Genomic DNA, 26,129 nt, shown 5'->3' with positions numbered 1-26,129 from the left:
CGCCCTGCTTCGCCGCTCGCAGCTTCTTAGTGGGCGAAAGCGAACTAAAAGTGTCTCGGCTGCCAACTCTTTATGGTTAGCCCGCCTGCCACAGCCGCTCGGAATACTCCGTAGCTAGGATGTGTTGAATCGGGTAATCACAATCCCAAGGAGACACGAAAAAGTGCGCCAACTCATCATCATCGGATCCGGCCCAGCCGGCTATACCGCTGCAATCTATGCGGCGCGCGCTAACCTCGCGCCGCTGGTGATTGCTAGTTCAGTCGAGGCAGGTGGCGAGCTAATGAAGACCACCGAAATCGAGAACTACCCCGGTTTCGCCGCAGGAATCCAAGGCCCCGACCTCATGGTCGAAATGCAAAAGCAGGCTGAGCGGTTCGGTGCCGAGATCGTTCTTGACGATGTCACAGACTTGCAGCTCGATGGGCAGATCAAGAGAGTCACCCTCGGCAACGGCGAAGTGCACGAAGCACTCGCTGTCGTCTTTGCGACCGGTTCTGCCTATCGCAAGCTTGGACTCCCAGATGAGGAACGCCTTAGCGGCTACGGAGTCTCCTGGTGTGCTACCTGCGACGGCTTCTTCTTCCGCAAGAAGACAATTGCGGTTGTCGGCGGTGGCGACTCCGCCATGGAGGAGGCTACGTTCCTGACGAAGTTTGCCGACAAGGTTTATGTCATTCACCGTAAGGACGAATTGCGGGCCTCAAAGGCGATGCAGGAACGTGCGTTCAGCGATCCCAAGATCGAGTTCATCTGGAATTCTTCGGTAACCGGCATTACCGGTTCCGAGCTTGTCGACGGAGTCGACTTGACCGACACTGTCACCGGTGCCACCTCGCACCTCGACGTGAGCGGGCTGTTCATCGCTATCGGCGCCGACCCCCGCACCCACCTCGTGCACGGTCAGCTCGACATCAATGCCGACGGAACAGTGGCTGTGGATGGCCGTTCCTCTCGCACCAACATCACTGGCGTCTTTGCCGCCGGCGATGTTATCGACCCCACCTACCGTCAAGCAGTAACGGCCGCCGGTTCCGGCACCGTTGCCGCTCTCGATGCGGAGCACTACCTCGCATCACTGCCGCGCGAGCTCGTCGCTAGCGCCGTGCAGCCCACGACCGAAGAGGCCGTCGCCGTAAGCGTCCCCGCTTAGTCACTCTTCTATTCACTCCCACGAACAAAGGAAATACACGATGTCAGCAGCAACAGAAGTCACCGACGCAAACTTCGAGGAGCTCGTCCTCAACTCAGAAGACACCATCATGGTGGACTTTTGGGCCGAGTGGTGTGGTCCCTGTCGTCAGGTTGGTCCGATCCTCGATCAGATCGCTAGCGAGCACGCCGACAAGATCAAGATCGTCAAGCTCAACGTTGACGACAACCCCCAGATGGCGATGAAGTACCAGATCACGTCCATCCCGGCGATGAAGGTATTCCGCGGTGGAGAGGTCGTCAAGACTGTTATCGGCGCAAAGCCGAAGCCCGCCCTTGAGTCAGATCTCGCGGAGTTCTTGGCCTAAAGCTGGTCTGAATTCGACGGCCTCCGCACGTCCACTATTTGGTGGATGTGCGGAGGTTTTCGTATTTAACGCCGGTAAGGCGTTCGGATTCTGTCCACAGCTTTGTTGCATCGATCTCAGAGTGCGATGCGGCGTTCGATGCCACTCGCACAGGAGCGCCGCGGTACTCCTTGCGCCCTGAGGGACCAAAAAAGTCCCCACCTACAGCGGTGGGATCAGTTGCCGCGCGCAGGGAAGGCCGCGAGCCCTGCTTGGGTGTCTGAATGCCCAAAAAGACTAAAGATTTAAGGGGCTGAAGGTACCAGCGGTTGAAGAGATGGTCAGCCAAGCCCGTGCCCGCAGTTCCCGGATGCGCTGCAACCGACATTGCGTCGACTCCCGCAGCCTCAAATCGGCGTTGGAGCTCATAGGTGAACAGAAGATTGGCCAATTTGGATCGACCGTACGCCGCTCGAGGGGTGTACGACCCGTTCTGAAACATGAGGTTGCCAAACTCCATAAAACCCCAACGATGCGCCAAGCTTGAGAGAGTCACGACGCGGGCACCAGGAGTGGCCGCAATGATGTCCATCAGATGTCCGGTGAGCGCGAAGTGTCCCAGGTGGTTCGTGCCGAGCTGCGATTCGAAACCATCGATGGTGAGTTGGGCATCCGTCATCATGATTCCGGCGTTGTTAACCAGCAGGTCAAGCTGTGAATGTTTCCCGTGAAACATCTCCCCAAATCGCCTGATGGACTCGAGGTCGGCGAGGTCGAGCAGCATGGTCTCCAGAGAGACCGGGCCTAGTTCGTCGCTCAAGGCTTTGTGTGCGGCGTCCGCTTTCTCCGTGGTGCGCATCGTCATCACGACATGGGCCCCTGCTTTGAGAAGGGCACGGCTCGTTTCGAAACCGAGCCCGGAGTTAGCGCCGGTGACGATCGCAACCTTTCCGCCGAGGTCTCCAATCTCGCGTTCTGTCCAGGTGGCGCGAGCGTTCATTGGTGACCTCATTCTGATCGTCGGATGCTGGCGTAAAGTGCGGCCGTGAGACTGTTTCGGACCCACAATGCCGCAAGAACCTATGAGGGAACCACGAGTATCCGGCGGGCGCACGTAAAAGGTGTTCGGAGCGCCGCACTGGATCGCTCGCTCGCCGCTTCGGTTGTAATTTTTTGCTCGATTTATGGTCCCCGGCGCCAAGCGCCTATTGTTTAAAGCCAACCGAACGGGACTGCCCATGACAACACAGCCAAACAACCTCGACCAGTGGTTCGACCACTACGCTGACCGCGCCTCCGGGCTCGCGGTCTCTGAAGTTCGAGCGTTGTTTGCCGTGGCCTCACGGCCAGAGGTCGTTTCGCTCGCCGGGGGAATGCCGTACGTCTCGGCGCTGCCTCAGGAACTCATCACCGAATCCATCGATCGAGTAATGCGCGACCGCGGCCCCGCTGCGCTGCAGTATGGGTCTGGGCAGGGGCTGCCTGCACTCCGCGAGCAAATCCTTGAGGTTATGGCCCTTGAAGGCATCCGTGCAAGCGTGGATGACGTCGTCGTCACCACAGGGTCGCAGCATGCACTGGAGCTCGTGACGAAGCTTTTCATCAATCCTGGTGACGTCGTTGTTGCCGAGGGTCCAAGCTATGTAACGGCAATGGTCGTTTTCAAATCGTTCCAAGCCGAGATTACCCACGTGGAGATGGATGAGTTTGGCCTGATTCCTGACTCACTGCGCGCTCATATTGCCTCACTGCGCGCTGCAGGCAAGACCATCAAGTTTCTGTACACGGTTCCCACGTTCAGCAATCCCGCTGGTGTAACCCTCAGTTGGCAGCGCCGTCTCGAGGTGCTGGAGATTGCGCGTGAAAACGGCATTTTGGTGCTCGAAGATAACCCCTACGGGCTGCTCTACTTTGATGGTCCTCCACCGCATGCGATGCGCTCAGTCGAAGAGGATGGCGTTGTTTACCTCGGCACCTTCTCGAAGACCCTGGCCCCTGGATTTCGAGTGGGTTGGGTTCTCGCACCGCATGCCATAAGAGAAAAACTCATTTTAGCGAATGAGGCCGCCGTACTTTCCCCGAGTTCGTTCACCCAGAACATCATCAGCGAGTACATGACTGTTGCCGACTGGAAGGGGCAGATCGACACGTTCCGCGGTGTTTACCGTGAAAGACGCGACGCAATGCTCGACGCCCTCGATAACTACCTCCCCGATTTAACGTGGACGGTCCCCAATGGCGGCTTTTACATCTGGGTGACGCTTCCCGACAACCTCGATTCAAAGTCAATGTTGCCGCGCGCTGTAAAGGAACTGGTCGCTTACACGCCAGGAACCGCGTTCTATGCGGACGGTAACGGCCGCAGCAATATGCGACTCTCCTTCTGCTACCCGACTCCAGATTTCATCCGTGAGGGCATTCGCCGTCTGTCTACGGTAGTAAATGGTGAGCTCGAGTTGCTCAACACGTTCTCCCAGACTGCGCCACTCACGATCGCGCCGCCTGCACCATCAATGATTAACCCTCCAGCCAACCTCAGCTAGGACACCATGAACGCTTCACCCACCCGCGTACTGGTTCTTGCCGGCGGAATTTCCCACGAACGTGATGTTTCGCTGCGTTCTGGCCGCCGGGTAGCCGATGGACTGCGTGCTCAGGGCAAACAAGTTGAGCTGCGTGACCCGGATGCTGGCCTGCTTCCGTACCTCCGCGAGAACAAACCAGATGTGGTGTGGCCAGCGCTGCACGGTGCTAGCGGAGAAGACGGCGCATTGCGCGGTCTCCTCGACCTCATCGGCGTTCCCTACGTCGGTTCGCGGGCCGATGCCGCCCGACTCGCCTGGGACAAACCAACCGCGAAGGCTTTGGTTTCGCGCGTAGATGTCCGTACGCCATTGTCGATTGCGCTCTCTCGCGACTCGTTTCGCGAGCTAGGCGCGCACAGCATTCTTGACGAGCTCGCCGATGAGCTGTCGGGGGAGTTGGTTGTGAAGCCGGCACAGGGCGGATCAGCACAAGGTGTGTCGATAGTCACCGATCGTGCAGACCTTCCTCGAGCCATGGTCAATGCGTACAACTACTGTGATGTTGCCCTTGTCGAGCAACGAATCACCGGAGTCGAAATTGCCATTGGCGTGCTCGACAGCGGCATGGGACCTGTTGCGCTTCCCGCTGTTGAAATTGAGCCTGTGACGGGTGCCTACACTTTCGAGGCTCGCTATAATGCTGGTCAGACGCGCTTTTACACGCCTGCAAGAATCGCCCGGGAACACGCCGACCGCGCGGCAGAAGCGGCTCTGGCCGCCCATTCTGCTCTGGGGCTTCGACACCTTTCCCGCGTAGACCTCATTCTCGACGGCGCCGGAACGCCTTGGTTCCTTGAAGCAAACGTGCTTCCCGGCCTTACAGAAACGTCGATTCTGCCCCAAGCGCTCATTGCTGCAGGACACGACTTAGGTTGGGTTTATGCCGCTCTCGCCGACGCGGCAATCGAAGGTCCATAACAACTGTCCTCGCCAGCAGCACAGCTCGCTACCGGCGTTCTCGCGAAATTCCAACTTCTTGGTTTCACGTGAAACATTGGCACCAAAACTTGCTCGCGCCACATAGTTTCACGTGAAACATAGAGCCGGACTCCTTATGGCGATGAAACTCGGCGGAGAGAACTGGCATTGTGCGCGACCATGTAGAACTTCACTGTGTTCCGGCATCAGTACACTCTTCGTACCGCGCCCCGATTCGGGCCAAGCGAACCTTCGGTGTGCCGCCGGGATAAGGTGTCGAGAATGACCCCCGCATCACTCGGGCACTCGGGCTGACGGGCGGAAGCGGGTGGACGCGGTACAGCTGTCGCGTCAAGAACGCCCCAACGCGCCCGGAGCACTTGGTCACACGAGTCGCGGGAGAAGGGGGCACCGGTCTGCGGTCAGCGGTCAGCGGTCAGCGGTCAGCGGTCAGCGGTGAGCGGTGAGCGGTGAGCGGTGAGCGGTGAGCGGTCAGCGGTCAGCGGTCAGCGGTCAGCGCACGAAAGGCGGGGAGGCGTTGATCCGGCAGGAATACGAACTCGGTGAGGACCGAGAAATCACGCCAGATTAAGGACGCAAGATAGAGCCGACTGCTTCGCGCGCCAGCGGGTCGTCGTGCAAACACAACTCGTCAGAATGCGGCACCACAGAACGCCTCACCACGGAACGAACTAGCGGTTGAAGCCAGTATCGCCGAGTTCTTCGAGAATTCGATTGAGATCTGCAACAGTCGCAAAGTCGATTACTACTTGCCCCTTACTCGCACCCAAAGTCACCTTGACTCGAGTGTTGAGGCGATCAGCGAGACGCTCCGCTATTTCGTCGAGAGGGCCCTGCTTCTTTCCCCGCGAAGGCTTAACACGAGGGGGTTTGGTCGAAAGGGACCCAGCCGCGGCCTCAGCAGCGCGCACTGAAAGCTCTTCGTTGACGATTTTGTCCGCCAAGCGCTCCATTCCGGCGGCGTCAGGAAGCGATAGGAGCGCTCGAGCGTGCCCAGCGGTCAGAACTCCAGCAGCAACGCGGCGCTGAACGCTTTCTGGAAGCCTCAAAAGACGCAATGTGTTAGTAATTTGGGGGCGAGAACGACCAATTCGCTCTGCAAGCTGCTCCTGGGTGATGCCGAAGTCCGCTAACAGTTGCTGATAGGCCGACGCCTCTTCGAGCGGGTTGAGGTTTGCGCGGTGGAGATTCTCCAAGAGAGCATCGCGAAGCATGTCTTCGTCCGCGGTGCTTTTGATAACCGCAGGAATCGTGGCAAGTCCAAGATGCTTGCTCGCTCGAAGTCGTCGCTCACCCATGATGAGTTCGTACTGGGGCTCACCCTCCACGGCCCCCGCCAGCAGGCGCACAACAATAGGCTGAAGTACGCCAACTTCTCTGATCGAGACGATGAGTTCCGACAGCTCTTCTTCGCGAAACTCGGTACGTGGCTGACGTGAGTTGGGGACGATGTCGAGAGGGGAGAGGCTCGCTAGGCGCGCACCAGGAACCGAACGAAGTTTCTCTGTCGGAGCCTCGCCAGTGGGAAAGAAGACATCAACCGGCCGTTGCTCGTTCTCATCCGATGCAGGAATTAGAGCGCCAATACCTCGCCCGAGTCCGGTGCGCTTGGGTGCTGCCATTATTGGGGTGCTCCTCGGTGTGCAATCTCCGCTGCCGCCTCAAGATATGAGAGCGAGCCGGGGGAGTTCTGGTCGTAACTGATGACACTCTGGCCGTAGCTTGGTGCCTCAGAGATTCGTACTGATCGTGGGATCACTGTGGTGAGAACCTGATTGGGAAAATGTTCCCGAACGTCGTCAACCACTTGGTTGGCAAGATTCGTTCGGGAGTCGTACATCGTCATCAGGATCGTAGAGACCCGAAGCTTCGGATTGAGATGGCGTTCGATGAGCTTGATGTTGTTGAGCAACTGGCTCAACCCTTCGAGCGCATAGTACTCACACTGAATAGGAATGAGCACCTCCTGAGCAGCAACGAAGGCATTTATGGTCAAGAGCCCCAGCGACGGCGGGCAATCGATGAAAACGTAGTGGTACGAATCGGGGGAGTCGAGGAGAAACTGATCGAGCGCAGAACGCAAACGTTGCTCTCGAGCAACCAAAGACACTAGTTCGATCTCGGCGCCGGCAAGATGAATCGTGGCCGGAACACAATAGAGCGCCGCAAACTCTGGGCTCTTCTGCACCACATCAGCCATTGGCACGTCGCCGATAATCACATCGTAGACACTCGGTGTTTCTGAGCGGTGTTCTACACCAAGTGCAGTGGAGGCGTTTCCCTGCGGGTCTAGGTCAATAACCAATACGCGCGCTCCCGTGCGTGCCAGAGCAGCGGCAAGGTTGACCGTTGATGTCGTCTTGCCGACACCGCCCTTTTGATTGGCGACAGTGAACACTCGCGGACGCGGTGGGAGTGGCAATGCTGCATCAGCCACCGCTCGGCGACGCCGAGTAAGTTCCGCAATCTCCCGCGCCAGCGGCGTTGTTTCATCGAACGACTTGCTCTGTTCGTTGACTTCGCGTTCGGGATGTTTCACGTGAAACTTTCTCTCTGATGGAGCTGAAAAGGGGGAGAAGATGCGATAACTAGGAGCGCAATCGAATCAGTCCACTCTAGCCCGAAAGACCCTCGTGATCTCCGGAGTAATTCCCTCACCAAGGACGAGAGACTCAACGTCGCGTAACCCTGCTTTACGAATGGCCTTGGACGCAGCTTCGATCTCTTCGTCTATCCGCGCACCTTTCATGAAGACCATTTCTCCGCCTGGAGCGAGGAGGTGCTCAGTCGTCGGAATCAGCTTCGAGAGTGCCGTCACAGCTCGCGCCGTGATTTGAGTCAGCTGTTCTGAGTATGGAGCATCCTGAGAGCGCGATCGATCGACGATGACATTGGCGAGCCCAAGACGAGCGGATTCGGCGCGAAGCCAATCAACACGACGTTCCATGGGCTCAATAAGAACGAACTGCACATCTGGACGAGCAATCGCCAAGACGATACCCGGAAGACCCGCACCACTCCCGATATCGCCAACGAGACCGGGCCGAAGCAGGGGAGCGACGAGTGCACAGTTGATGATGTGCCGAGACCACAGCCGCGGAAGCTCAAGCGGGCCAATCAGACCCAACTCTTCTCCACGAAGAGCGAGGCTCTGGATGTACTGCCGAGCAAGGTCGACCCGATCGCCAAATAACTGTACGGCGACCTCCGGCTCGCGCTCGAGCACCAATTCTTCGGTCAATGTTTCACGTGAAACTACGCGCGAGTAATGACAGTGTGGCGGTCGCGGCCTTCGCCGTTCGACTGCGAAACGAAACCGCGCTCCGCGACAACATCGTGTACCAGCTTGCGCTCATACGACGACATTGGGGGGAGTGCCGCCGAGTCAGCGCCGGCGTCGATGCGGGCCACTGCGGTATCTACGAGCTTCGAGAGCTCGGCCGCCCGTGCCTCTCGTGAGCCTCCAATGTCCAGAATCAATCGGGAAAACTCTCCGGTCTTATTCTGTACAGCAATGCGCGTCAACTCTTGCAAGGCGGTGACGGTATCCGGGCGAGCTAAAACACGAAGGTTCGTATCTTCGCTCGATGTCACAGAGATATAAGCGCGACCTGCACGAGCATCAATTTCGATGTCTCCATCCAGATCTGCAATGTCGAGGAGCTCTTCAATGTAGTCCGCCGCAATATCGCCCTCTTCCTCCAGCTGTGCCGAGGTGCGGTCTGCGCGATCGTCAACAGCAGGAGTCTCGACTGCTGTGGTGTCTGTGTCAGAAACGTTTGTCATTTCTTCTTTCCCTGCTTCTTCTTTGCACGGTTCTTACTTACGGGCTGTTCGCGCTGAGGCTTCTGAGGTTCTTCAATGACGATGGCTCCAGATTCCGGAGTTTCCTCGATGATTCCCTTGCGCTGGTTGCGTTTCGCCAAACGCGCTTCACGAGCGAGGGCGGCCTCACTGCCTGGCGTGGGCATATTGCGGATAACGAGGAACTGCTGACCCATGGTCCAGAAGTTCGAGACCAGCCAGTAGAACATCACGCCGAGAGGGAAGGTGAAACCTGAGAAGGCGAAGACGAGGGGGAGTAGGTACAACATGATCCGCTGCTGGCGGTACATGGGGCTAGCTTTCATCTCAGCCGATTGGTTCTTCGACATGATTTGAAGCTGAGTAATGAACTGTGAACCAGTCATCAGGATGACCATGATGACCGCGGTAACGATCACCGCGACATTGCCTTCGGCAGTACTAATTGCCAGATGCAGCGGAGCTATATCGAAAAGCGACGACGTGCCGAATGACTCTGAAAGATCGGCATTGAGAAAACCAACTCCGGCACTGCGGTCTTCGAGTTGTGCTTCACGGAGAACAGAGAAGAGCCCAAAGAAGATCGGCATCTGGAGTAAAAGAGGGAGACAAGAGCTAAAGGGGTTAGTACCCGCATTCTTGTACATCGCCATCGTCTCGCGAGACATAGCCTCGCGAGAGAACTGATCCTTCTTGCCTTTGTACTTGTCCTGGATCTTCTTGAGTTGAGGAGCAACCTCCATCATGCGGCGTTGACTCTTAATCTGGCGCACGAAGACAGGAATTAGTGCCGCGCGAACCACGAGCACGAGTCCTACGATCGAGAGCACCCAGGTAAGACCGGCATTCGCATCCATACCGAGCGCACTCAGCAGAGTATGGAATGCGACGAGGATTGCCTCAATCACCCATTTAATCGGCCACAAAAGTGTGCTGAAGAAAGCGAAGAAATCCATGCGGTGGTTAGCCCCTTTCGTGGCTTGCGGCTACAACGAAGCCGAACCTGGTGATCTGAAAACGTTCGTGACGTCGAGCCGGAATATCATCGATGCCACCTGCCGCCCACGGGTGGCAACGAGCAAGCCGGCGGGTGCCAAGCCACACTCCACGAAAAAATCCGTGTTGTTGAATAGCCTGAAGCGTGTAGTAAGAACACGAAGGATAATAGCGGCAGACATCACCATAGAGAGGGGAGATGATCGCGCGGTACACGCGCAAAATAAGAACGCAAACGTTTCGCGGGAACAACAGCAGAAACGTCAGGAATGACCTCATGACTTAACCATGATTCGATCAATCCCTTCTGCGATCTCCGCCTGAAGCGTAGTGCACTGAACTTGCGCAGAACCTGCTAATGCACGAACCACGATGTCCGAGTCTCCAGGGACAGTGGGGAGTAATTGAGCAGCTGCCGCGCGTAGCCTGCGCCGAACGCTATTGCGAACAACCGCATTTCCCACTGCTTTGGAGACAATAAAGCCAAAGCGCACGCCAGTAGATCGCTCGTTACTCACAATGTGAATAACGCAGTGCGGTGCTGAATAGCGGCGTCCACGACGCACGGCCAAACGAAAATCGTTCGGATGCGTTACGCGGTTCGCCTTAGACAGCACCGGACAGGACTAAGCGGAGAGTTCGGTGCGTCCCTTGCGACGACGAGCGCCAAGGATGGCACGACCCGCACGGGTGCGCATACGCAAACGGAAACCGTGAACCTTCGCGCGGCGACGGTTGTTTGGCTGGAAAGTTCTCTTGCTCATAGCTATATCTCCAAGGCCCAGCTCTGGCGGCCGGGAAGAATTAGTAGGCCCAAGGGCCGGAAGTCAACTGATTAAAACTACGGCGTTAAACGGGTGCGGTCAAACCGCACTCCGATCAACAGCGCATTATCCACACAGAATACATCCTTATTGGTAACGACATGCTGTGGACAACTAAGGTGAGAGCCAGTGGACAACGGCTTCAGAAGTCCAGTAAATCAGCGAGAATAGCTGTGCACAACAGTGGATAAGCCTGTGAGTAAAAAGTACCAAGGGATGGGGAAAGAATGTCGGAAACACCCGACCCTACTAAAGGGCTGTGGCAAGCAGTTCTCGCGCACCTCGATGGAGATGAGCGGATTACTCCGCAGCTTCAAGGGTTTATGAGCTTGGTTGAGCCGAAGGGTGTGATGGCCGGCACCCTCTATCTCGAGGTTCCCAATGAGCTCACCCGGGGAATGCTTGAACAGCGCCTTCGTCAACCACTGCTCGATGCGATCGGCGCACTGAGCAGCGAAGACGGCATCAATAACTTCGCGACAGTCGTGAACCCCGAAATTCAGCAGGACGCACTTTCACAAGAAGTTTCCCGCACAGAACAGCCATACATCGAGCCGACGCCTCCAGCACCGATCGAACAGTCTTCATCTCGCAGAAGCGATTCACGGCTCAATCCCAAATACAGCTTCGATAACTTCGTGATCGGCGGTTCGAATCGATTCGCACATGCAGCCGCAGTTGCCGTTGCCGAAGCGCCAGCGAAGGCATACAACCCACTGTTCATTTACGGTGGCTCCGGACTCGGAAAGACACACCTTCTTCATGCCATCGGCCACTATGCCGAGAGCCTTTACCCCGGAATTCGCGTTCGCTATGTAAGTTCCGAGGAATTTACTAACGACTTCATCAACTCGATTGCCAACAACCGCGCCTCGGTCTTCCAATCTCGATATCGCGAAATAGACATCTTGCTCATCGACGACATCCAGTTTCTTCAAGGGAAAGACTCCACCCAAGAGGCTTTCTTCCACACCTTCAACACCCTGCACGATCACAACAAGCAAGTAGTGATCACCAGCGACCTGCCTCCAAAGCACCTCACTGGGTTTGAGGATCGGATGCGTTCTCGCTTCGAATGGGGCCTCATCACTGATGTTCAGGCACCTGACCTTGAAACGCGAATTGCCATTCTGCGTAAAAAGGCCCAGAGCGAAAAAATGCAAGTTGGCAACGACATTCTCGAATTTATGGCGTCGAAGGTGTCATCGAATATCCGCGAACTCGAAGGCACCCTCATCCGCGTCACCGCGTTTGCCAGTCTCAATCGCACCGAAGTCGATATGGCTCTTGTTCAAACAGTGCTGAAAGACCTCATCACCCTCGACGAAGACAACGTCATCGCACCGGTCGACATAATCAACCACACCGCTGACTACTTCAAGCTCAGCGTGGACGATTTGTATGGCTCTTCACGGTCGCAAGCGATCGCCACAGCACGTCAGATCGCGATGTATCTCTGTCGTGAGATGACCAATTTGTCGCTGCCAAAGATTGGTCAGCTGTTCGGCAACAGAGATCACACCACGGTGATGTACGCCAATAAGAAGATCACTGAGCTCATGAAAGAGCGTCGATCGATCTATAACCAGGTAACCGAGCTGACCAGCCGCATCAAACAGAACCAGCGATTCAGCCAAAAATAGGTTTTCCTACTTGGGGATAACTTGGGGATAACCTTCCCAACTCGCCGGAAAGATTGTTGGTCGACGAAAGCTTTCTGTGGAATCACAAAATCTTGTCATTCGAGTTTCACGTCAAGACTCGACAATTTTCCACCGCTCATCAACAACTCACACCGTTGTAGTTTCCCGTAGTTACAAGAAATCTGACGAGTTATTCACAGAATCCACAACGGTTAAGAGTGTGACCTTTAAAGAATGAAATTTGAATCCCAAATAACCTGTTGTTCGCAAGTCAATTCGCTGTGCCAGTATTAACGGCCAGAGCACGATCCGGTTAGGGGTGGTTCATGAAGTTTCAGGTCAATCGTGATGTCTTCAGCGAGGCAGTTTCGTTTGCGGTAAAACTGCTGCCCCAGCGCACCACGCTGCCGATTTTGAGTGGAGTGCTGATCGAGGCGACTGACGATGGCCTCACCCTTTCGTCGTTCGACTACGAAGTATCTGCTCGAACTCAGATCAAAGCTGAGGTCGATGAGCCTGGACGAGTACTCGTTTCGGGCAAGCTTTTAGCCGAAATCGCGAGTCGACTTCCCAACGCTCCCGTGCGCTTCAGTACGGAAGACAACAAGATCACTGTTGCCTGTGGCACTGGACACTTCACGTTATCGAGCATGCCCGTGGAGGAGTATCCAACTCTTCCTCAGATTTCTGACCGTGTAGGAACGCTCAAAGCGGATCTCTTCTCGGCTGCTATTGCGCAGGTTGCAGTTGCTGCATCTCGTGATGATGTCACCCCGGTAATCACCGGAGTCCAGTTGGAAGTCTCCCAAAACAACATCTCTTTGGTCGCCACTGACCGCTACCGCGTTGCGGTTCGAGACATCGAATGGGATGCCGGTGAGTCCGGTGTCGAATCTGCCACTGCGCTCGTTCCCGCCAAGACGTTGGTTGAAGTCGGAAAGACCTTCGGCAACAGCGGTGAAATTTCCGTGGCTATCACGAGCACTGATGAACGTGAGCTAATCGCGTTCCAGGCGGATAATAAAACGGTGACGTCTCTTTTGATCAAGGGAAACTTCCCGCCCGTTCGCCGACTTTTTCCCGAGACTGTGGATAACTTCGCGGTAATGAATACCGCGGAACTCATCGAAGCTGTTCGCCGGGTGTCGCTGGTTCTCGAACGCGAGGCAGCACTTCGGTTCACGTTTACGACCGAGGGCGTCACCCTTGAGGCAATCGGCTCGGAACAAGCCCAAGCATCCGAAACCATCGATGCGTTCTTGACCGGCGACGACACCGTTGTTTCTCTCAAGCCGCAATTTTTGATTGATGGATTAAGTTCGGTGCATTCGGAATTTGTGCGCATCTCGTTTACGAAGACCGAGAATCCGAACAAGCCTGGGCCTGTGCTTATTACGAGCCAGTCATCTAAGGACCAACCGGGTAGCGACAACTACAAGTACTTGTTGCAGCCCAACCTGCTGCTGAGATAGCTCATGGAAGAAACGAAACACATCGGCATTATTGGGCTCGGAAAAATGGGCGGGAACATGCGTGAGCGCATGCGAGCTGGGGGACTGACAGTCACCGGATATGACCCGAATCCCGATGTCAGTGACGTTGCCACGCTCTCCGATCTCGTCGACGCAGTTCCAGCGCCGCGGATCGTGTGGGTAATGGTTCCTTCAGGACCCATTACCGATTCTGTAATTACAGAAGTGTCGGCATTACTCGAGCCTGGTGACCTCGTCATTGATGGCGGAAATAGCCGATTTACCGATGATGAAATTCATCGTGACCTTCTCGCTCCGCTCAAAATTTCGTTTGTGGATGTCGGTGTTTCCGGAGGAATCTGGGGACTTGAAAACGGTTACGGTCTGATGGCCGGCGGTGAAGCATCCGATATCGAGCGCGCTATGCCGATTTTCGATGCATTGCGACCGGAGGGTCCACGGGATGAAGGCTTCGTGCATGCCGGCCCTGTTGGAGCTGGGCATTACGTCAAAATGGTGCATAACGGTATCGAATATGCGCTGATGCAAGCCTGGGCTGAAGGTTTCGAGCTACTCGATAGCCGTAAGGATCTCGTAAAAGATGTTCCCGGATCGTTTAAGGCGTGGCAACGAGGCACGGTCGTGCGTTCATGGTTGCTTGAGCTGTTAGTTAAGGCTCTGGAAGAAGATCCTGATTTCGCGAATATTGCCGGTTACGTCGAGGACTCGGGTGAGGGCCGTTGGACAGTGCATGAGGCTTTGAACCAAGCTGTCGCCGTCCCTACGATTAGTGCCGCAATTTTTGCTCGGTTTGTTTCTCGCCAAGAAGATTCTCCTTCGATGAAGGCGGTCGCTGCTCTCCGTAATCAGTTCGGCGGGCATAGCGTCCGCAAGAGCTAAGTCTTCGTTGCAATGCTTGTTACCCATGTTGAGCTCAAAGATTTTCGTAACTACGAATCACTAGCGCTAGAACTCGGTGCTGGCCCGACCCTGATCGTCGGTTCTAACGGCCAAGGTAAAACGAATCTCGTTGAAGCTCTTGGCTTTCTGAGTACTCTCGGCTCTCATCGGGTATCCACAGACCACGCGATGGTGCGCCAACACACGGATGCCGCAATAGTCCGAGTGAGACTTGAACACAACGATCGAAAATTTTTGGCCGAGGTTCAAATTAATCGCAGTGGTGCGAACCGCGCGCAAATCAACCGGTCTGCGATCCGTACGCGCGAGCTTCCTCGCTACTTTTCCAGCGTACTTTTTGCTCCAGAGGATCTTGTTCTTGTTCGTGGCGAACCCTCGGGGCGCCGTCGTTTTATCGATGACCTACTTATTCTCCGTTCGCCTCGATTTAGCGGAGTGATTTCTGATTACGAACGCGTAGTCAAACAACGCAACATGCTATTGAAAACGGCCCGAGCGTCGGGAAATCGCGACGCGCAGCTCAGCACACTCGATGTCTGGGATGAGCGACTCATCGAGTTTGGTTCCGAAATAATTAGCGCGCGAAGTTCTCTTGTCGCCGACTTGAGTCCTGAGGTTTCTCGCGCCTACGAGCGGATTGTCGGTGCGGATCATGGAGCGTCGTTGGCGAACTCGCTCAGCATAGTTTCGCGCCAGGACGACCCGGAGAACGCGGTGGCAACTAACGCTGTCGGCGAAATAATTTCGGTCGCTGACGCGACCACTGCATTCGCCGCTGCTCTTGATTCAGTCCGTAAGACAGAGCGTGACCGAGCGATAACTCTTGTCGGCCCGCACCGCGACGACCTCATCTTCGGTCTGAATGGTTTGCCCGCACGTGGTTACGCCAGCCACGGAGAATCTTGGTCGTTCGCCCTCGCACTGAAACTCGCGTCCGCTGAACTCTTGCGAAGAGAATCGTCAGCGGGGGATCCCGTGTTGATCTTGGATGACGTGTTCGCCGAATTAGATCAGTCCCGAAGAGAACGCCTGGCCGAGTCAATCGCTAATTTCGAACAAGTACTCATCACCGCGGCGGTTTTCGATGATGTGCCCGAGCATCTCGCCGCGCATGTGATTCACATTCGTGCTGGCGAGGTGGTCGGCAGTGAATGAGAGAGATCCCGCTGTCGATGAGCACGTTGCGGTCTATTTGCGATTTCGAGAAGTTTTTGGGGATGCGACGAAGCGGTCGTATATGGCGCGAAAACGGGATCGCAAAGAACCAGGTACCAGTGTTCCCTTCGCTCCCGGGCGTGATCCACATGGGCTTGGTGACGTAATGGATAGCCTCACAAACAACATGGGATGGACGTCACCGCTCGCGCGTTCAGAGTTGATGTTGGGGTGGCCCGAAATCGTGGGTGTTGAGACAGCAGAACACTCGAAACCGGTGGGAATCGACGAGGGCGTACTCACGGTTCAGTGCGATTCGACAGCATGGGCAACACAACTCCGGCTGATGCGTTCTCGAATCACCACAACGATCGCGCAGCAGTATCCCCATGCCGGTGTCGAATCAGTGCGCTTTGATGGACCGAACGCCCCTTCCTGGAAAAGAGGCCCCAGATCAATTCCAGGCCGGGGCCCGCGCGATACTTACGGTTAGCAAGGCAAAATGGGTCACGCATCCAAAGAAACTCCCGCAGAACGCGATATGGCCGTCTTTGACCCGCGGAATTTGGTAGAATCCTAGGAGCCGTCAGAAGCACCTCCTCATGGAGCATGAGCTCTGAATGGCGAGTGTGAACTAGCGGCAGGAGCCTAACTTCAGATGACATCGACGCCCGAAAACGACGTGCCCGAGAGCCAGATCATTTCCAACGGTCATGTTGCCGCCGACAGTTACGGTGCCGATCAAATCCAGATCCTTGAGGGTCTCGAAGCTGTTCGCAAGCGCCCTGGTATGTACATCGGTTCCACCGGCCCGCGTGGATTGCACCACCTCGTGTATGAGGTTGTGGACAACTCTGTTGATGAGGCACTCGCTGGTTACTGCGACACCATCAACATTTGGATTCGCAAAGACGGTTCCATTCGCGTGCGCGATAATGGCCGTGGGATTCCGGTCGACCTCAACCAGCAGGAACAAAAATCGACCGTTGAGGTCGTCATGACGATGCTGCACGCTGGCGGAAAGTTCGGTGGCGGCGGTTATGCCGTTTCTGGTGGGCTTCACGGCGTGGGTATCTCTGTCGTCAATGCGCTTTCGGCTGAAATTGATACAGAGATTCGCCGTCAGGGCTACGTCTGGCGAATGAGTTTCGCCAACGGTGTTCCTCTGGCGCCGCTAGCTCAGGGCGAATCCACCGATGAAACCGGAACACAGCAAACGTTCTGGCCGAGCAAAGAGACCTTTGAGACCGTCGAGTTCGACTACGAAACTCTGCGTGCGCGGTTTCAACAGATGGCCTTCCTTAACAAGGGGTTGCGCATCACTATCACCGACGAGCGTCCTGAAGAAGAAGTCGTCGAAAGTTACATGTACGAACGTGGTCTCGTCGACTATGTCGAGTACTTGAATAAAGCAAAGAAGAACGAGCTCATTCATCCGGATGTCATCGCCTTCGAGTCGGAAGACACCGAGAAGAAGATCTCACTCGAGGTTGCAATGCAGTGGACCGCTGGATACTCCGAAAGCGTTCACACCTACGCCAACACGATCAACACGCACGAGGGTGGAACCCACGAAGAGGGTTTCCGCGCCGCGCTGACAACTCTTGTAAACCGGTACGCCCGGGAGAAGAACATCATCAAGGAAAAGGACGAGAACCTTTCCGGTGATGATGTGCGTGAGGGACTGACTGCTGTCATCTCGATCAAACTGGGTGAACCGCAGTTCGAGGGCCAGACGAAAACCAAGCTGGGCAATACAGAAGCGAAGGCATTCGTTCAACGCATCGCCGGCCAACAGCTCGGTGACTGGTTCGATCGCAACCCCACACAAGCTCGAGATGTCATTCGCAAGGCGATTCAAGCATCCCAAGCTCGTCTTGCTGCTCGCAAGGCTCGCGAACAGACTCGTCGTAAGGGACTTCTTGAGTCGAGCGGAATGCCCGGAAAACTTCGGGACTGCTCAAGTAAGGACCCCTCGCTGTCTGAAATCTTCATGGTGGAGGGTGACTCGGCCGGCGGTTCCGCCGTTCAGGGTCGTAACCCCGAGTTCCAAGCAATCCTTCCGCTGCGAGGCAAGATCCTCAACGTAGAAAAGGCGCGCCTCGATCGTGCGCTCGGCAACGCTGAAGTCCAGGCCATGATCACGGCGTTTGGCGCCGGCGTTGGTGAAGACTTTGATCCCGAGAAGGCTCGGTACCACAAGATCGTTTTGATGGCCGATGCTGATGTCGACGGCCAGCACATTACGACCTTGCTGCTGACCCTCCTTTTCCGCTACATGCGTCCGCTCATCGATTTGGGCTATGTCTATTTGGCGCAGCCTCCGCTGTACCGTCTCAAATGGAGCAACGCCCAGCACGAATATGTGTACAGCGACATCGAGCGCGATGCACTCACCGAAGCGGGGCTTTCGGCGGGCAAGCGCATGCCGAAAGACAACGGCATCCAGCGCTACAAAGGTCTTGGCGAGATGGACTACAAGGAATTGTGGGAAACCACGATGGATCCCGCTTCCCGAACGCTTCTCCAAGTCACTTTGGATGACGCGGCCGCGGCCGACGAAACCTTCTCAACTCTCATGGGCGAAGACGTTGAGTCTCGCCGAAACTTCATCCAGCGCAACGCCAAAGACGTCCGCTTCTTAGACATCTAGCTCACACAGAGCTCACGGCGCCCGCACTCGCGACTGATCAAGACTGGAATTGACACTTAATGGCTGACGAAGAAACTCCGAAGAAAACCTTCGAAGATGCACCCGTAGACGACCGGCACGACAAGATTAATCAGGTCGACCTCCAACTGGAGATGCAACGCTCCTACCTCGACTACGCGATGAGCGTCATCGTGGGTCGTGCGCTTCCCGAAGTGCGTGACGGTTTGAAGCCGGTGCACCGTCGCGTTATTTACGCGATGTACGACGGTGGGTACCGTCCAGATAAGGGATTCTCCAAGTGCACTCGTGTCATTGGTGACGTCATGGGGCAGTTCCACCCCCACGGTGACTCGTCGGTATACGACGCACTAGTTCGTCTGGTGCAGCCGTGGAGCCTTCGTTATCCGCTGGCCCTCGGCCAGGGAAACTTTGGATCGCCCGGTAACGATGGCGCTGCAGCCCACCGTTATACCGAAACCAAAATGGCCCCGCTCGCTATGGAAATGGTGCGGGATATTGAAGAAGACACCGTCGACTTCCAACCCAACTATGACGGCCGCACTCAAGAGCCCACCGTTCTTCCGAGCCGCTTCCCGAACCTGCTCGTCAACGGTTCCGTCGGTATCGCGGTCGGTATGGCCACGAACATCCCGCCCCACAACCTGCGTGAGGTTGGCGAAGGCGCTCTGTGGCATTTAGCCCACCCTGAAGCAACACAAGATGAACTCATTGAGGCGCTTATTCAGCGCATCAAGGGCCCAGATTTCCCCACCGGTGCGCAGATTCTTGGCGTCAAGGGAATCCAGGATGCATACCGCACAGGCCGTGGTTCGGTCACGATGCGTGCGGTTGTGAATGTCGAAGAGCTCCAGGGTCGTACCTGCCTCGTGGTCACCGAACTTCCCTACCAGGTGAACCCCGACAACCTCGCGCTGAAAATCGCCGACCTTGTCAAGGATGGCAAGCTTGCCGGCATCGCCGACATCCGGGATGAAACGTCAGGTCGTACGGGTCAGCGTCTCGTGATCGTCCTGAAGCGTGATGCCGTCGCGAAGGTTGTTCTTAACAACCTGTACAAGCACACCCAGTTGCAGGAAAACTTCGGCGCAAACATGCTCGCGATCGTTGATGGAATTCCACGCACGTTGTCTATCGATGGCTTTATTACGGCGTGGGCTACTCACCAGATCGAAGTTATTGTTCGACGCACTGCGTTCCGTTTGCGTAAGGCCGAAGAGCGTGCGCATATTTTGCGCGGGTACTTGAAGGCCCTTGATGCACTGGACGAGGTCATCGCGCTCATCCGCCGTTCGGCGACAGTGGAAGATGCCCGCGAGGGGCTCATCAAGCTGCTGGAAATCGACGAGATTCAGGCACGTGCCATTCTCGACATGCAGCTGCGTCGCCTCGCCGCCCTCGAGCGTCAAAAGATCCTCGATGAGAACGATGCGCTCGAGCTCGAGATCGTCGAGTTCAAGGCGATTATTGCCAGCGAACAGCGTCAGCGCGACATCGTCAGCGAAGAACTCACCGACTTGCTCGCCAAGTACGGCGATGACCGTCGCACCGAAATCATGATGGGTTTCGATGGCGATATGAGCATGGAAGACCTCATCCCTGAAGAGGAGATGGTGGTCACGGTGACGCGCGGCGGTTACGTCAAGCGCACCCGCAGCGACAACTACCGTAGCCAGCACCGCGGCGGCAAGGGAGTTAAGGGCGCGCAATTGCGGGCGGATGACATTGTCGACCACCTGTTCGTCACCACGACGCACCACTGGTTGCTGTTCTTCACCAACACGGGGCGTGTGTACCGGGCCAAGGCCTACGAGCTGCAGGAGGGCGGTCGCGACGCCAAGGGTCAGCACGTCGCCAACTTCTTGGCATTACAGCCGGGCGAAGAAATTGCACAAATTCTCGACATTCGTGACTATCAAACAGCCACCTATCTGGTGTTGGCAACGTACAACGGTCTTGTCAAGAAGACCGCGTTGGCCGAATATGACACCAACCGTAGCGGCGGAATCATCGCCGTTAACTTGCGCGAGGGCGACGAACTTGTCTCGGCAATGCTCGTCGAGAGCACTGACGATGTGTTGTTGGTTTCTCGCAAGGGAATGTCGATTCGCTTCACCGCATCCGATGAGGCACTGCGCCCGATGGGCCGGTCGACGTCGGGTGTGATGGGGATGAGCTTCCGAGAGGATGACCGCCTGTTGAGTGCGAGCGTCGTGCCCGACAGTGGTTTCGTCTTTGTGGTTACGGAGGGCGGTTTCGCCAAGCGGACTGCCGCCGACCAATACCGGGTTCAGGGCCGTGGTGGCTTGGGCATCAAGGTCGCCAAACTTGATGGTGCACGTGGTGATTTGGCCGGCGCATTGATGGTCGGGGACGAGGACGAAGTTCTTGTGGTTCTTGCCAGTGGCAAGGTGGTACGCTCTTCTGTCGCTGAGGTTCCGGCCAAGGGCCGTGACACCATGGGCGTCGTTTTCGCTCGATTTGCAGCAGACGACAAGATCATTGCAATCGCACGAAATAGCGAACGAAATCTAGACAACAAAGAACTTGAAGCTCAAGACGATAGCGTTGCGAGTGAAGATGCCCCTGCTGGGAAGGACGAGTCGGTAGATGAGTAGTGTCGCGGAGAAGTTGCAACGCAAGTCGCAGCGCCAAACATCGGTAAAACAGGTTCGCCTCAAGCTGGTGTACATCGACTTTTGGTCGGCAGTAAAGTTTTCGTTCTTGGTCTCGCTTTCACTGGGTATCGTCCTTGTTGTGGCAACCATGCTCGTGTGGATTGTGCTGAACTCGACCGGTATTTTCGGCGATCTCGACAGCATTTTCCGCGACATCTTGACGAAAGATACCGACTTCAGTGTGACCAGTTCATTCGGGTTCGCCCAGGTCGCCTTGTTCTCGGTGGTTGTTGCGTTGCTCAACACCTTGGTCGGTACAGCGTTGGGTGCAATTTCGAGTATGCTTTATAACTTCAGCGTTCGACTGACCGGCGGAATCCTTGTGGGTTTCACCAACAACTAGTCGATTACGTCAAACGGCCAGAATGCGATACTCTCGTATCTGCCCAACGGGGGTATAGCTCAGGCGGTTAGAGCGCTTCGCTGATAACGAAGAGGTCCGTGGTTCAAGTCCACGTACCCCCACTGGAATCTTCACAAGAGATTCCTTAAATTGGGGCCTTAGCTCAATTGGTAGAGCGCCTGCTTTGCAAGCAGGAGGTCAGGGGTTCGATTCCCCTAGGCTCCACAGCACGACAACAAAAACCCCGGCCAGTTTCCTGGCCGGGGTTTTTGCGTTCGCGGGACAGTCCAGGGCGAACGTGTCTGGGATGGATCCCTCAGCACGGAGCGCGCGGCGGTGAAGTGCTCCGAGCATCGCGACTTTTCTCGCGGAGGCGGTGCCGCCGGCGGCTAGTTCGGCTGTGTCATTTCCTGCGCGGGAAACTTTCATTACAAGCGCATGCGCGCTACTCGCCGAGTTGCTGCGACCGCAGAGCACAAACCAAAAAATTCTGGCCCGGTTCACCAAGAACCGGGCCAGAATCGTTTAAGAGGTTGGAGCTACACCGTGTGCGGTGTGTGGCAGAAAAGCTACGCAGTCTCTGCTTCGTCGTCGATCCACAGGTCGTCATCTGCGCGCAGTGTCTGCCACGCAGCGTAGGCCACGCCGACGGCAGCAACGACGCCGACGCCGATGAGGACGTAGCGGCCGAAGCCAGCCGACTTGGGCTGCGGCTGTGCTTTGACGAGACCCGCGCGTTCACCGGCGGTGGCGGCGAGTCCGGAGACGCGAGCGAACGCATCCCGAACTTGCTGGTTCTTGGCCACTTCGATCGCCGCGAGGGCTGTGCCTAGCGCAGAGGTCACGGCGGGCATAATGTCGCCCTTCACCTTGCTGCGCGTGCTTTCGGCTACTGAGCGGGCGCCAGCGACTGATGATGACACCACGGGCTTTACCCGAGAGTCATACGTGTTGTGAATTTTGGGGCTAACTTCTTCACGAGCGTAGTTGGCGGCCTGATGGCTCGCCTCGCGGACAACCGCGGAAGCGTGGTCGAGAAGCTCCCTCTGGTCGTTCCACAGGCCTTCAGCTTGACCTTTCAAGCGCTTGAGTTCTTTGCGGCGTTTGCGAGTTAGTGCCACGGGAAACCTCCAAAGATGGTCGAACAGTTCTTACATACTGCCACGCTGGGTTCAGAGTGCGCACTGCTTTGACTGTGAGCACGCTGAGTAGTGCGGATATAAGGCTCAGCTTCGCTATGTAAGAATTGACCTTATGTCTCAACACACCGCAGTTGCCACAATCAAGACAAATCTCGGAGAAATCCGTCTCAACCTCTTCGGCAACCACGCGCCGAAGACTGTTGCGAACTTCGTTGGACTCGCCAAAGGCGACATCGAATGGACGCACCCCGCTACGGGTCAGAAGACCACAGCGCCTCTCTACGATGGCGTAATCTTCCACCGCATCATCAAGCAGTTCATGCTCCAGGGCGGCGACCCGCTCGGTAAGGGTATCGGCGGCCCCGGCTTCAACTTCGACGACGAGATCCACCCCGAGCTCGACTTCTCGGCTCCCTACATCCTCGCTATGGCAAACGCCGGTACGCGCGGTGGCAAGGGAACCAACGGTTCACAGTTCTTCATCACCACGGTTGCTACTCCTTGGCTCCAAGGCAAGCACACCATTTTCGGTGCTGTCGCTGACGATGAGTCGCGCAAGGTCGTCGACGCAATCGAAGCTGTCGACACAGACGGTAGCGACAAGCCCCTCACTGACATTGTCATCGAGTCCGTCACGATCGACGAGGTCTAACCTTCGTGACCACATCGCCGGATGCCAGCGCAAATTTTTGCTACCGGCATCCTGACCGGCAAAGTTTTACTCTCTGCCAGCGATGTGGGCGCACCGTATGCCCCAGCTGCCAAACGCAGGCAGCTGTGGGCGTACATTGCCCAGAATGCATCAAAGAGGCTCGGGCCAATGGGCCGAAGCGCAAACCCGTTCTCATGCGGGCGGCACGGGCGTCGAGCGGCAAGCCTGTAGTTAGCTACACGCTCATCGGGCTGACCGTTGTCATGTACTTATTGCAGTTGGTCTCCGACGGCCGGGTATTTCAGGCACTCGCGTACTATCCGCCCTTTACGGCTGCTGAGCCGTGGCGCATGATCACCTCTGCGTTCCTCCACTCCGAGACCAGCTTCTTTCACTTGCTGTTCAACATGTTCACGCTGTTTATCTTTGGGCGCGCGCTGGAGTTGCCCCTCGGTAGAGCGAGGTTCATTGCGCTCTATCTGATCAGCGCGCTCGGTGGCTCGGTCGCTGTGCTACTGCTCGCGCCGCAATCCGTCGTTATCGGGGCATCCGGAGCAGTCTTCGGCCTGGCCGCGGCATTCTTCGTCATCCAACGCCGCATGGGTGTGAACAACCGACTGCTACTCATCGTGTTGGCCGCAAACCTAGTAATCGGGTTTATCCCCGGCTCTGGCATTTCTTGGCAAGCCCACCTTGGCGGACTGGCGACTGGTGCGCTGCTGGCGCTGGTGTTCTTGCGTCAGCGCAACAAGAAGTCGTCAACCGCAGAGATCTCATTCGTCGCTCTGGTGGTAGCGGGACTGATCAGCCTTACTCTGCTGCGGATCTTCGTCCTATAAGTGACTAAAAGTTATCCACAGGTTTATTAACATTGGGTATAACTACACGCGTGTAATTTCTAGCGCCAGCGCGTGGTCATCAGGAATCCGATAAAGAGGATGCCGAAGCCAACAAGAATGTTCCACTGCTGCAGTGCCGCGATCGGCAAGAGTTGGTTACTCACATAGAACGTGATGATCCAGGCGAGCCCGATAAGCATGAAGCCAAACATGACGGGCTTAAACCACACCGGATTGGGAGCATCTTCAGCGGGACGTGACGGTGCTTTTTCTTCAGAATTACGAGCCATACTTCAGATTCTAGCGCGAACGCCCTGTGTGCCGGACGGCCGCGCAGAAACCAGTGCGCGCCAGTGCGTAGAATCGTGGCTATGGTTCACGAAGACGGTCGTCGCACCCGGCGGAAGATTAAGTCGCGACGTCCCGTTTCGTTCATTGGGGTTCTCGGTGAAATCTTCATCACCGCCGGTGTAATCGTGCTGTTGTTCCTCGTGTGGCAGACGTGGGTGAACAACATCTTTGTCAGCAACACTCAACGCGAAGAAGCTCTCGAGCTCAGTCAAGAGTGGAATAAGGGCGAAGCCGTGAGACTCGCCCCTGAAGAGCGAGCCGACCCCGGCGTTCCTATCGTGGCCGAGGCGCCAGGAGAAGCCGTCACGTTTGGCACGCTGATCGTGCCGCGTTTCGGAGCTGACTACACTCGCCCCATCGCCGAAAGCGTCAGCCTTGAGCGTGTACTCAACACGCGTGGTGTCGGACACTACACAGGAACACAAATGCCCGGCGAAGTAGGCAACTTCGCGGTTGCCGCTCACCGCACCGGCTGGGGTGACCCGTTCTTCGATATCAACAAACTCCAACTGGGCGATAGCGTCTACGTTGAGACCGAGGCCGGGTGGTATCGCTATGTCTTCCGTTCACTCGAATATGTGCTGGCCTCCGGCGTTGGCGTACTCAATCCCGTGCCGCAGTTCGATGGCGCTGTCGCGAGTGATCGCATTATGACGCTCACGAGTTGCAACCCCATCCACACCGCTGACGAACGCATAATCGCGTACGCCGTCTACGACACTTGGTACCCGCGTTCAGAAGGGGCGCCAAGCGAGATCGCGGCAATCGCCCAAAAACTTGAAGGAGCTGGCTAATGTACGCAGCACTCTGGCGCATGCTCCCCGGACCGGTAGTCGTACGCATCCTCATTCTGCTGGTGGTAGCGGCCGCGATCGTGGCATCGCTCTTTATCTGGGTATTCCCGTGGGTCTTGCCGCTCGTAACCCCGCTGGATGCGACGGTGCAACAGTGACCCGCATTCTGGTCGTCGACAACTACGACAGCTTCGTTTACACGCTCAACGGGTATCTGCTTGAGTTGGGGGCCACTACTGACGTCGTGCGCAACGACTCCTTCAGCGCGGAGGACGCTGCTCGGGTGCTTTCGGACTACGACGCCGTGCTTCTCTCGCCAGGCCCGGGCACCCCGGCCAACGCCGGCGTGAGCATCCCCATCGTTCATGCTGCGCTCGCCTCCGGCACCCCGCTGCTTGGCGTCTGTCTCGGACACCAAGCGATCGCGGAAGCGCTCGGCGCGACAGTGACACACGCCGATGAACTCATGCATGGAAAAACTTCGTTGATTGATCACGACGACAGCCTCATTTTTCGCGATCTGCCGCAACGATTCACGGCGACCCGCTATCACTCGCTCGCGATCGTTGACGGAACTCTTCCTGCAAACCTCCACATCACGGCTCGCACGGCGGGTGGCGTGATCATGGGTGTTCAGCATGAGACCCAGCCGGTTTATGGCGTGCAGTTTCATCCCGAGTCGGTTCTGACCGAGGGTGGCTACTTGATGCTGGGCAACTGGTTGTCCCGCGTAGGGATGCTTGAGGCTCCGGCGTTAGCCAAGTCGCTCACACCCCTCGTTCACAAATAGCGTCCAGGCCGAGAGGCTGGCTCCCGCACGC

Annotated in this window: 28 protein-coding genes and 2 tRNA genes; 19 read left to right on the top strand and 11 right to left on the bottom strand. The window is 56.5% G+C overall.

All coding sequences use genetic code 11. From position 1 onward, the window contains the following. Positions 1 to 163 precede the first annotated feature (163 nt). Positions 164 to 1,153 (top strand): thioredoxin-disulfide reductase, encoded by a 990-nt coding sequence (gene trxB / locus FFT87_RS02395; protein WP_219949784.1) that lies wholly within the window; start codon positions 164 to 166, stop codon positions 1,151 to 1,153. Positions 1,154 to 1,193: 40 nt separating this feature from the next. Beyond that, positions 1,194 to 1,520, top strand: coding sequence for a thioredoxin (trxA, locus tag FFT87_RS02390; RefSeq protein WP_219949783.1), 327 nt, complete (start codon positions 1,194 to 1,196; stop codon positions 1,518 to 1,520). Between the two features lie 34 nt (positions 1,521 to 1,554). Here trxA and FFT87_RS02385 read toward each other — a convergent pair whose 3' ends face one another. Then, the gene (locus FFT87_RS02385; protein ID WP_219949782.1) at positions 1,555 to 2,499 is read right to left on the bottom strand and encodes an oxidoreductase; all 945 of its coding nucleotides are present in this window, start codon (positions 2,497 to 2,499) and stop codon (positions 1,555 to 1,557) included. A gap of 238 nt (positions 2,500 to 2,737) precedes the next feature. Between FFT87_RS02385 and FFT87_RS02380 the strand changes: the two genes are divergently transcribed. Beyond that, positions 2,738 to 4,042: a PLP-dependent aminotransferase family protein gene (locus tag FFT87_RS02380; RefSeq protein WP_219949781.1), complete on the top strand. Its 1,305-nt coding sequence runs from the start codon at positions 2,738 to 2,740 to the stop codon at positions 4,040 to 4,042. Positions 4,043 to 4,048: 6 nt separating this feature from the next. Further along, on the top strand, positions 4,049 to 5,002 hold the full coding sequence (locus tag FFT87_RS02375; protein WP_219949780.1) for a D-alanine--D-alanine ligase: 954 nt from the start codon (positions 4,049 to 4,051) through the stop codon (positions 5,000 to 5,002). A 692-nt stretch (positions 5,003 to 5,694) separates the two neighbouring features. On the opposite strand, the gene FFT87_RS02370 is transcribed toward FFT87_RS02375, so the two are convergent. The 8 genes from FFT87_RS02370 to rpmH form a co-directional block, all read right to left on the bottom strand. Then, complete coding sequence (locus FFT87_RS02370; protein ID WP_219949779.1) at positions 5,695 to 6,645, bottom strand: ParB/RepB/Spo0J family partition protein; 951 nt, start codon at positions 6,643 to 6,645, stop codon at positions 5,695 to 5,697. Beyond that, positions 6,645 to 7,562: a ParA family protein gene (locus FFT87_RS02365; RefSeq protein ID WP_304612870.1), complete on the bottom strand. Its 918-nt coding sequence runs from the start codon at positions 7,560 to 7,562 to the stop codon at positions 6,645 to 6,647. The genes FFT87_RS02370 and FFT87_RS02365 overlap by 1 nt, the downstream gene beginning before the upstream one ends. Before the next feature lie 66 nt (positions 7,563 to 7,628). Beyond that, positions 7,629 to 8,264, bottom strand: a complete 636-nt coding sequence (rsmG, locus tag FFT87_RS02360; protein WP_219949778.1) for a 16S rRNA (guanine(527)-N(7))-methyltransferase RsmG — start codon at positions 8,262 to 8,264, stop codon at positions 7,629 to 7,631. Between the two features lie 14 nt (positions 8,265 to 8,278). Further along, complete coding sequence (locus FFT87_RS02355) at positions 8,279 to 8,809, bottom strand: R3H domain-containing nucleic acid-binding protein (RefSeq protein ID WP_219949777.1); 531 nt, start codon at positions 8,807 to 8,809, stop codon at positions 8,279 to 8,281. Beyond that, positions 8,806 to 9,783: a membrane protein insertase YidC gene (yidC, locus tag FFT87_RS02350; protein ID WP_219949776.1), complete on the bottom strand. Its 978-nt coding sequence runs from the start codon at positions 9,781 to 9,783 to the stop codon at positions 8,806 to 8,808. Before yidC ends, FFT87_RS02355 begins: the two co-directional genes overlap by 4 nt. Positions 9,784 to 9,790: 7 nt before the next feature. Further along, positions 9,791 to 10,102, bottom strand: coding sequence for a membrane protein insertion efficiency factor YidD (gene yidD / locus FFT87_RS02345; protein ID WP_219949775.1), 312 nt, complete (start codon positions 10,100 to 10,102; stop codon positions 9,791 to 9,793). Continuing rightward, entirely contained in the window at positions 10,099 to 10,389 is a 291-nt protein-coding gene (gene rnpA, locus FFT87_RS02340; protein ID WP_255560113.1) for a ribonuclease P protein component, read from the bottom strand. Before rnpA ends, yidD begins: the two co-directional genes overlap by 4 nt. 60 nt (positions 10,390 to 10,449) lie before the next feature. Next, positions 10,450 to 10,587, bottom strand: coding sequence for a 50S ribosomal protein L34 (gene rpmH, locus FFT87_RS02335; RefSeq protein ID WP_010204566.1), 138 nt, complete (start codon positions 10,585 to 10,587; stop codon positions 10,450 to 10,452). Between the two features lie 287 nt (positions 10,588 to 10,874). Between rpmH and dnaA the strand changes: the two genes are divergently transcribed. The 10 genes from dnaA (at position 10,875) to FFT87_RS02285 (ending at position 21,755) form a co-directional block, all read left to right on the top strand. After that, complete coding sequence (gene dnaA, locus FFT87_RS02330; RefSeq protein WP_219949774.1) at positions 10,875 to 12,290, top strand: chromosomal replication initiator protein DnaA; 1,416 nt, start codon at positions 10,875 to 10,877, stop codon at positions 12,288 to 12,290. Between the two features lie 326 nt (positions 12,291 to 12,616). Next, a complete protein-coding gene (gene dnaN / locus FFT87_RS02325) occupies positions 12,617 to 13,762 on the top strand; it encodes a DNA polymerase III subunit beta (RefSeq protein WP_219949773.1) in 1,146 nt (381 codons plus the stop codon). 3 nt (positions 13,763 to 13,765) lie between these two features. Continuing rightward, the gene (gene gnd / locus FFT87_RS02320; RefSeq protein WP_219949772.1) at positions 13,766 to 14,662 is read left to right on the top strand and encodes a phosphogluconate dehydrogenase (NAD(+)-dependent, decarboxylating); all 897 of its coding nucleotides are present in this window, start codon (positions 13,766 to 13,768) and stop codon (positions 14,660 to 14,662) included. Positions 14,663 to 14,674: 12 nt separating this feature from the next. Beyond that, positions 14,675 to 15,838: a DNA replication/repair protein RecF gene (gene recF / locus FFT87_RS02315; protein WP_219949771.1), complete on the top strand. Its 1,164-nt coding sequence runs from the start codon at positions 14,675 to 14,677 to the stop codon at positions 15,836 to 15,838. After that, positions 15,831 to 16,331, top strand: a complete 501-nt coding sequence (locus FFT87_RS02310; protein WP_219949770.1) for a DUF721 domain-containing protein — start codon at positions 15,831 to 15,833, stop codon at positions 16,329 to 16,331. The genes recF and FFT87_RS02310 overlap by 8 nt, the downstream gene beginning before the upstream one ends. A 165-nt stretch (positions 16,332 to 16,496) precedes the next feature. Beyond that, positions 16,497 to 18,491 (top strand): DNA topoisomerase (ATP-hydrolyzing) subunit B, encoded by a 1,995-nt coding sequence (gene gyrB / locus FFT87_RS02305; protein WP_255560019.1) that lies wholly within the window; start codon positions 16,497 to 16,499, stop codon positions 18,489 to 18,491. Between the two features lie 59 nt (positions 18,492 to 18,550). Beyond that, positions 18,551 to 21,127 (top strand): DNA gyrase subunit A, encoded by a 2,577-nt coding sequence (gene gyrA, locus FFT87_RS02300; RefSeq protein ID WP_219949769.1) that lies wholly within the window; start codon positions 18,551 to 18,553, stop codon positions 21,125 to 21,127. Further along, positions 21,120 to 21,530 carry a DUF3566 domain-containing protein gene (locus FFT87_RS02295; RefSeq protein ID WP_219949768.1) on the top strand — a complete coding sequence of 137 codons (411 nt, stop codon included), beginning with the start codon at positions 21,120 to 21,122 and terminating at the stop codon, positions 21,528 to 21,530. Before gyrA ends, FFT87_RS02295 begins: the two co-directional genes overlap by 8 nt. A 48-nt stretch (positions 21,531 to 21,578) precedes the next feature. After that, positions 21,579 to 21,652: transfer RNA gene (locus tag FFT87_RS02290), tRNA-Ile, on the top strand. A 30-nt stretch (positions 21,653 to 21,682) separates the two neighbouring features. Continuing rightward, a tRNA-Ala gene (locus FFT87_RS02285) sits at positions 21,683 to 21,755 on the top strand. 344 nt (positions 21,756 to 22,099) lie between these two features. Here FFT87_RS02285 and FFT87_RS02280 read toward each other — a convergent pair. Beyond that, a complete protein-coding gene (locus FFT87_RS02280; RefSeq protein ID WP_219949767.1) occupies positions 22,100 to 22,651 on the bottom strand; it encodes a hypothetical protein in 552 nt (183 codons plus the stop codon). A gap of 133 nt (positions 22,652 to 22,784) precedes the next feature. Between FFT87_RS02280 and FFT87_RS02275 the strand changes: the two genes are divergently transcribed. Continuing rightward, positions 22,785 to 23,324 (top strand): peptidylprolyl isomerase, encoded by a 540-nt coding sequence (locus FFT87_RS02275; RefSeq protein ID WP_219949766.1) that lies wholly within the window; start codon positions 22,785 to 22,787, stop codon positions 23,322 to 23,324. 194 nt (positions 23,325 to 23,518) lie between these two features. After that, positions 23,519 to 24,163: a rhomboid family intramembrane serine protease gene (locus tag FFT87_RS02270; RefSeq protein ID WP_255560017.1), complete on the top strand. Its 645-nt coding sequence runs from the start codon at positions 23,519 to 23,521 to the stop codon at positions 24,161 to 24,163. Positions 24,164 to 24,222: 59 nt separating this feature from the next. On the opposite strand, the gene FFT87_RS02265 is transcribed toward FFT87_RS02270, so the two are convergent. Continuing rightward, positions 24,223 to 24,453, bottom strand: coding sequence for a cell division protein CrgA (locus tag FFT87_RS02265; RefSeq protein ID WP_219949764.1), 231 nt, complete (start codon positions 24,451 to 24,453; stop codon positions 24,223 to 24,225). Positions 24,454 to 24,534: 81 nt separating this feature from the next. Here FFT87_RS02265 and FFT87_RS02260 point away from each other — a divergent pair, with 81 nt between their 5' ends. From FFT87_RS02260 to FFT87_RS02250, 3 genes are read left to right on the top strand one after another with little or no spacing between them, the layout of a single operon-like run. After that, entirely contained in the window at positions 24,535 to 25,308 is a 774-nt protein-coding gene (locus FFT87_RS02260) for a class E sortase (RefSeq protein ID WP_219949763.1), read from the top strand. Then, complete coding sequence (locus FFT87_RS02255; RefSeq protein WP_219949762.1) at positions 25,308 to 25,466, top strand: hypothetical protein; 159 nt, start codon at positions 25,308 to 25,310, stop codon at positions 25,464 to 25,466. Before FFT87_RS02260 ends, FFT87_RS02255 begins: the two co-directional genes overlap by 1 nt. Continuing rightward, a complete protein-coding gene (locus tag FFT87_RS02250; RefSeq protein WP_219949761.1) occupies positions 25,463 to 26,098 on the top strand; it encodes an aminodeoxychorismate/anthranilate synthase component II in 636 nt (211 codons plus the stop codon). Before FFT87_RS02255 ends, FFT87_RS02250 begins: the two co-directional genes overlap by 4 nt. Positions 26,099 to 26,129 lie beyond the last annotated feature (31 nt).

This window comes from Salinibacterium sp. M195, assembly GCF_019443965.1.
Lineage (GTDB): Bacteria > Actinomycetota > Actinomycetes > Actinomycetales > Microbacteriaceae > Rhodoglobus.
This window is presented reverse-complemented; position numbering and strand designations above follow the sequence as displayed.

Bases quoted from the DNA above. Each gene is read 5' to 3' on its own strand.
- trxA (WP_219949783.1), top strand. From the start codon at position 1,194: ATGTCAGCAGCAACAGAAGTCACCGACGCAAACTTCGAGGAGCTCGTC.
- FFT87_RS02385 (WP_219949782.1), bottom strand. From the start codon at position 2,499: ATGAACGCTCGCGCCACCTGGACAGAACGCGAGATTGGAGACCTCGGC.
- FFT87_RS02380 (WP_219949781.1), top strand. From the start codon at position 2,738: ATGACAACACAGCCAAACAACCTCGACCAGTGGTTCGACCACTACGCT.
- FFT87_RS02375 (WP_219949780.1), top strand. From the start codon at position 4,049: ATGAACGCTTCACCCACCCGCGTACTGGTTCTTGCCGGCGGAATTTCC.
- FFT87_RS02370 (WP_219949779.1), bottom strand. From the start codon at position 6,645: ATGGCAGCACCCAAGCGCACCGGACTCGGGCGAGGTATTGGCGCTCTA.
- FFT87_RS02355 (WP_219949777.1), bottom strand. From the start codon at position 8,809: ATGACAAACGTTTCTGACACAGACACCACAGCAGTCGAGACTCCTGCT.
- yidC (WP_219949776.1), bottom strand. From the start codon at position 9,783: ATGGATTTCTTCGCTTTCTTCAGCACACTTTTGTGGCCGATTAAATGG.
- yidD (WP_219949775.1), bottom strand. From the start codon at position 10,102: ATGAGGTCATTCCTGACGTTTCTGCTGTTGTTCCCGCGAAACGTTTGC.
- rpmH (WP_010204566.1), bottom strand. From the start codon at position 10,587: ATGAGCAAGAGAACTTTCCAGCCAAACAACCGTCGCCGCGCGAAGGTT.
- dnaA (WP_219949774.1), top strand. From the start codon at position 10,875: ATGTCGGAAACACCCGACCCTACTAAAGGGCTGTGGCAAGCAGTTCTC.
- dnaN (WP_219949773.1), top strand. From the start codon at position 12,617: ATGAAGTTTCAGGTCAATCGTGATGTCTTCAGCGAGGCAGTTTCGTTT.
- gnd (WP_219949772.1), top strand. From the start codon at position 13,766: ATGGAAGAAACGAAACACATCGGCATTATTGGGCTCGGAAAAATGGGC.
- recF (WP_219949771.1), top strand. From the start codon at position 14,675: ATGCTTGTTACCCATGTTGAGCTCAAAGATTTTCGTAACTACGAATCA.
- gyrB (WP_255560019.1), top strand. From the start codon at position 16,497: ATGACATCGACGCCCGAAAACGACGTGCCCGAGAGCCAGATCATTTCC.
- gyrA (WP_219949769.1), top strand. From the start codon at position 18,551: ATGGCTGACGAAGAAACTCCGAAGAAAACCTTCGAAGATGCACCCGTA.
- FFT87_RS02295 (WP_219949768.1), top strand. From the start codon at position 21,120: ATGAGTAGTGTCGCGGAGAAGTTGCAACGCAAGTCGCAGCGCCAAACA.
- FFT87_RS02275 (WP_219949766.1), top strand. From the start codon at position 22,785: ATGTCTCAACACACCGCAGTTGCCACAATCAAGACAAATCTCGGAGAA.
- FFT87_RS02270 (WP_255560017.1), top strand. From the start codon at position 23,519: ATGCGGGCGGCACGGGCGTCGAGCGGCAAGCCTGTAGTTAGCTACACG.
- FFT87_RS02265 (WP_219949764.1), bottom strand. From the start codon at position 24,453: ATGGCTCGTAATTCTGAAGAAAAAGCACCGTCACGTCCCGCTGAAGAT.
- FFT87_RS02260 (WP_219949763.1), top strand. From the start codon at position 24,535: ATGGTTCACGAAGACGGTCGTCGCACCCGGCGGAAGATTAAGTCGCGA.
- FFT87_RS02255 (WP_219949762.1), top strand. From the start codon at position 25,308: ATGTACGCAGCACTCTGGCGCATGCTCCCCGGACCGGTAGTCGTACGC.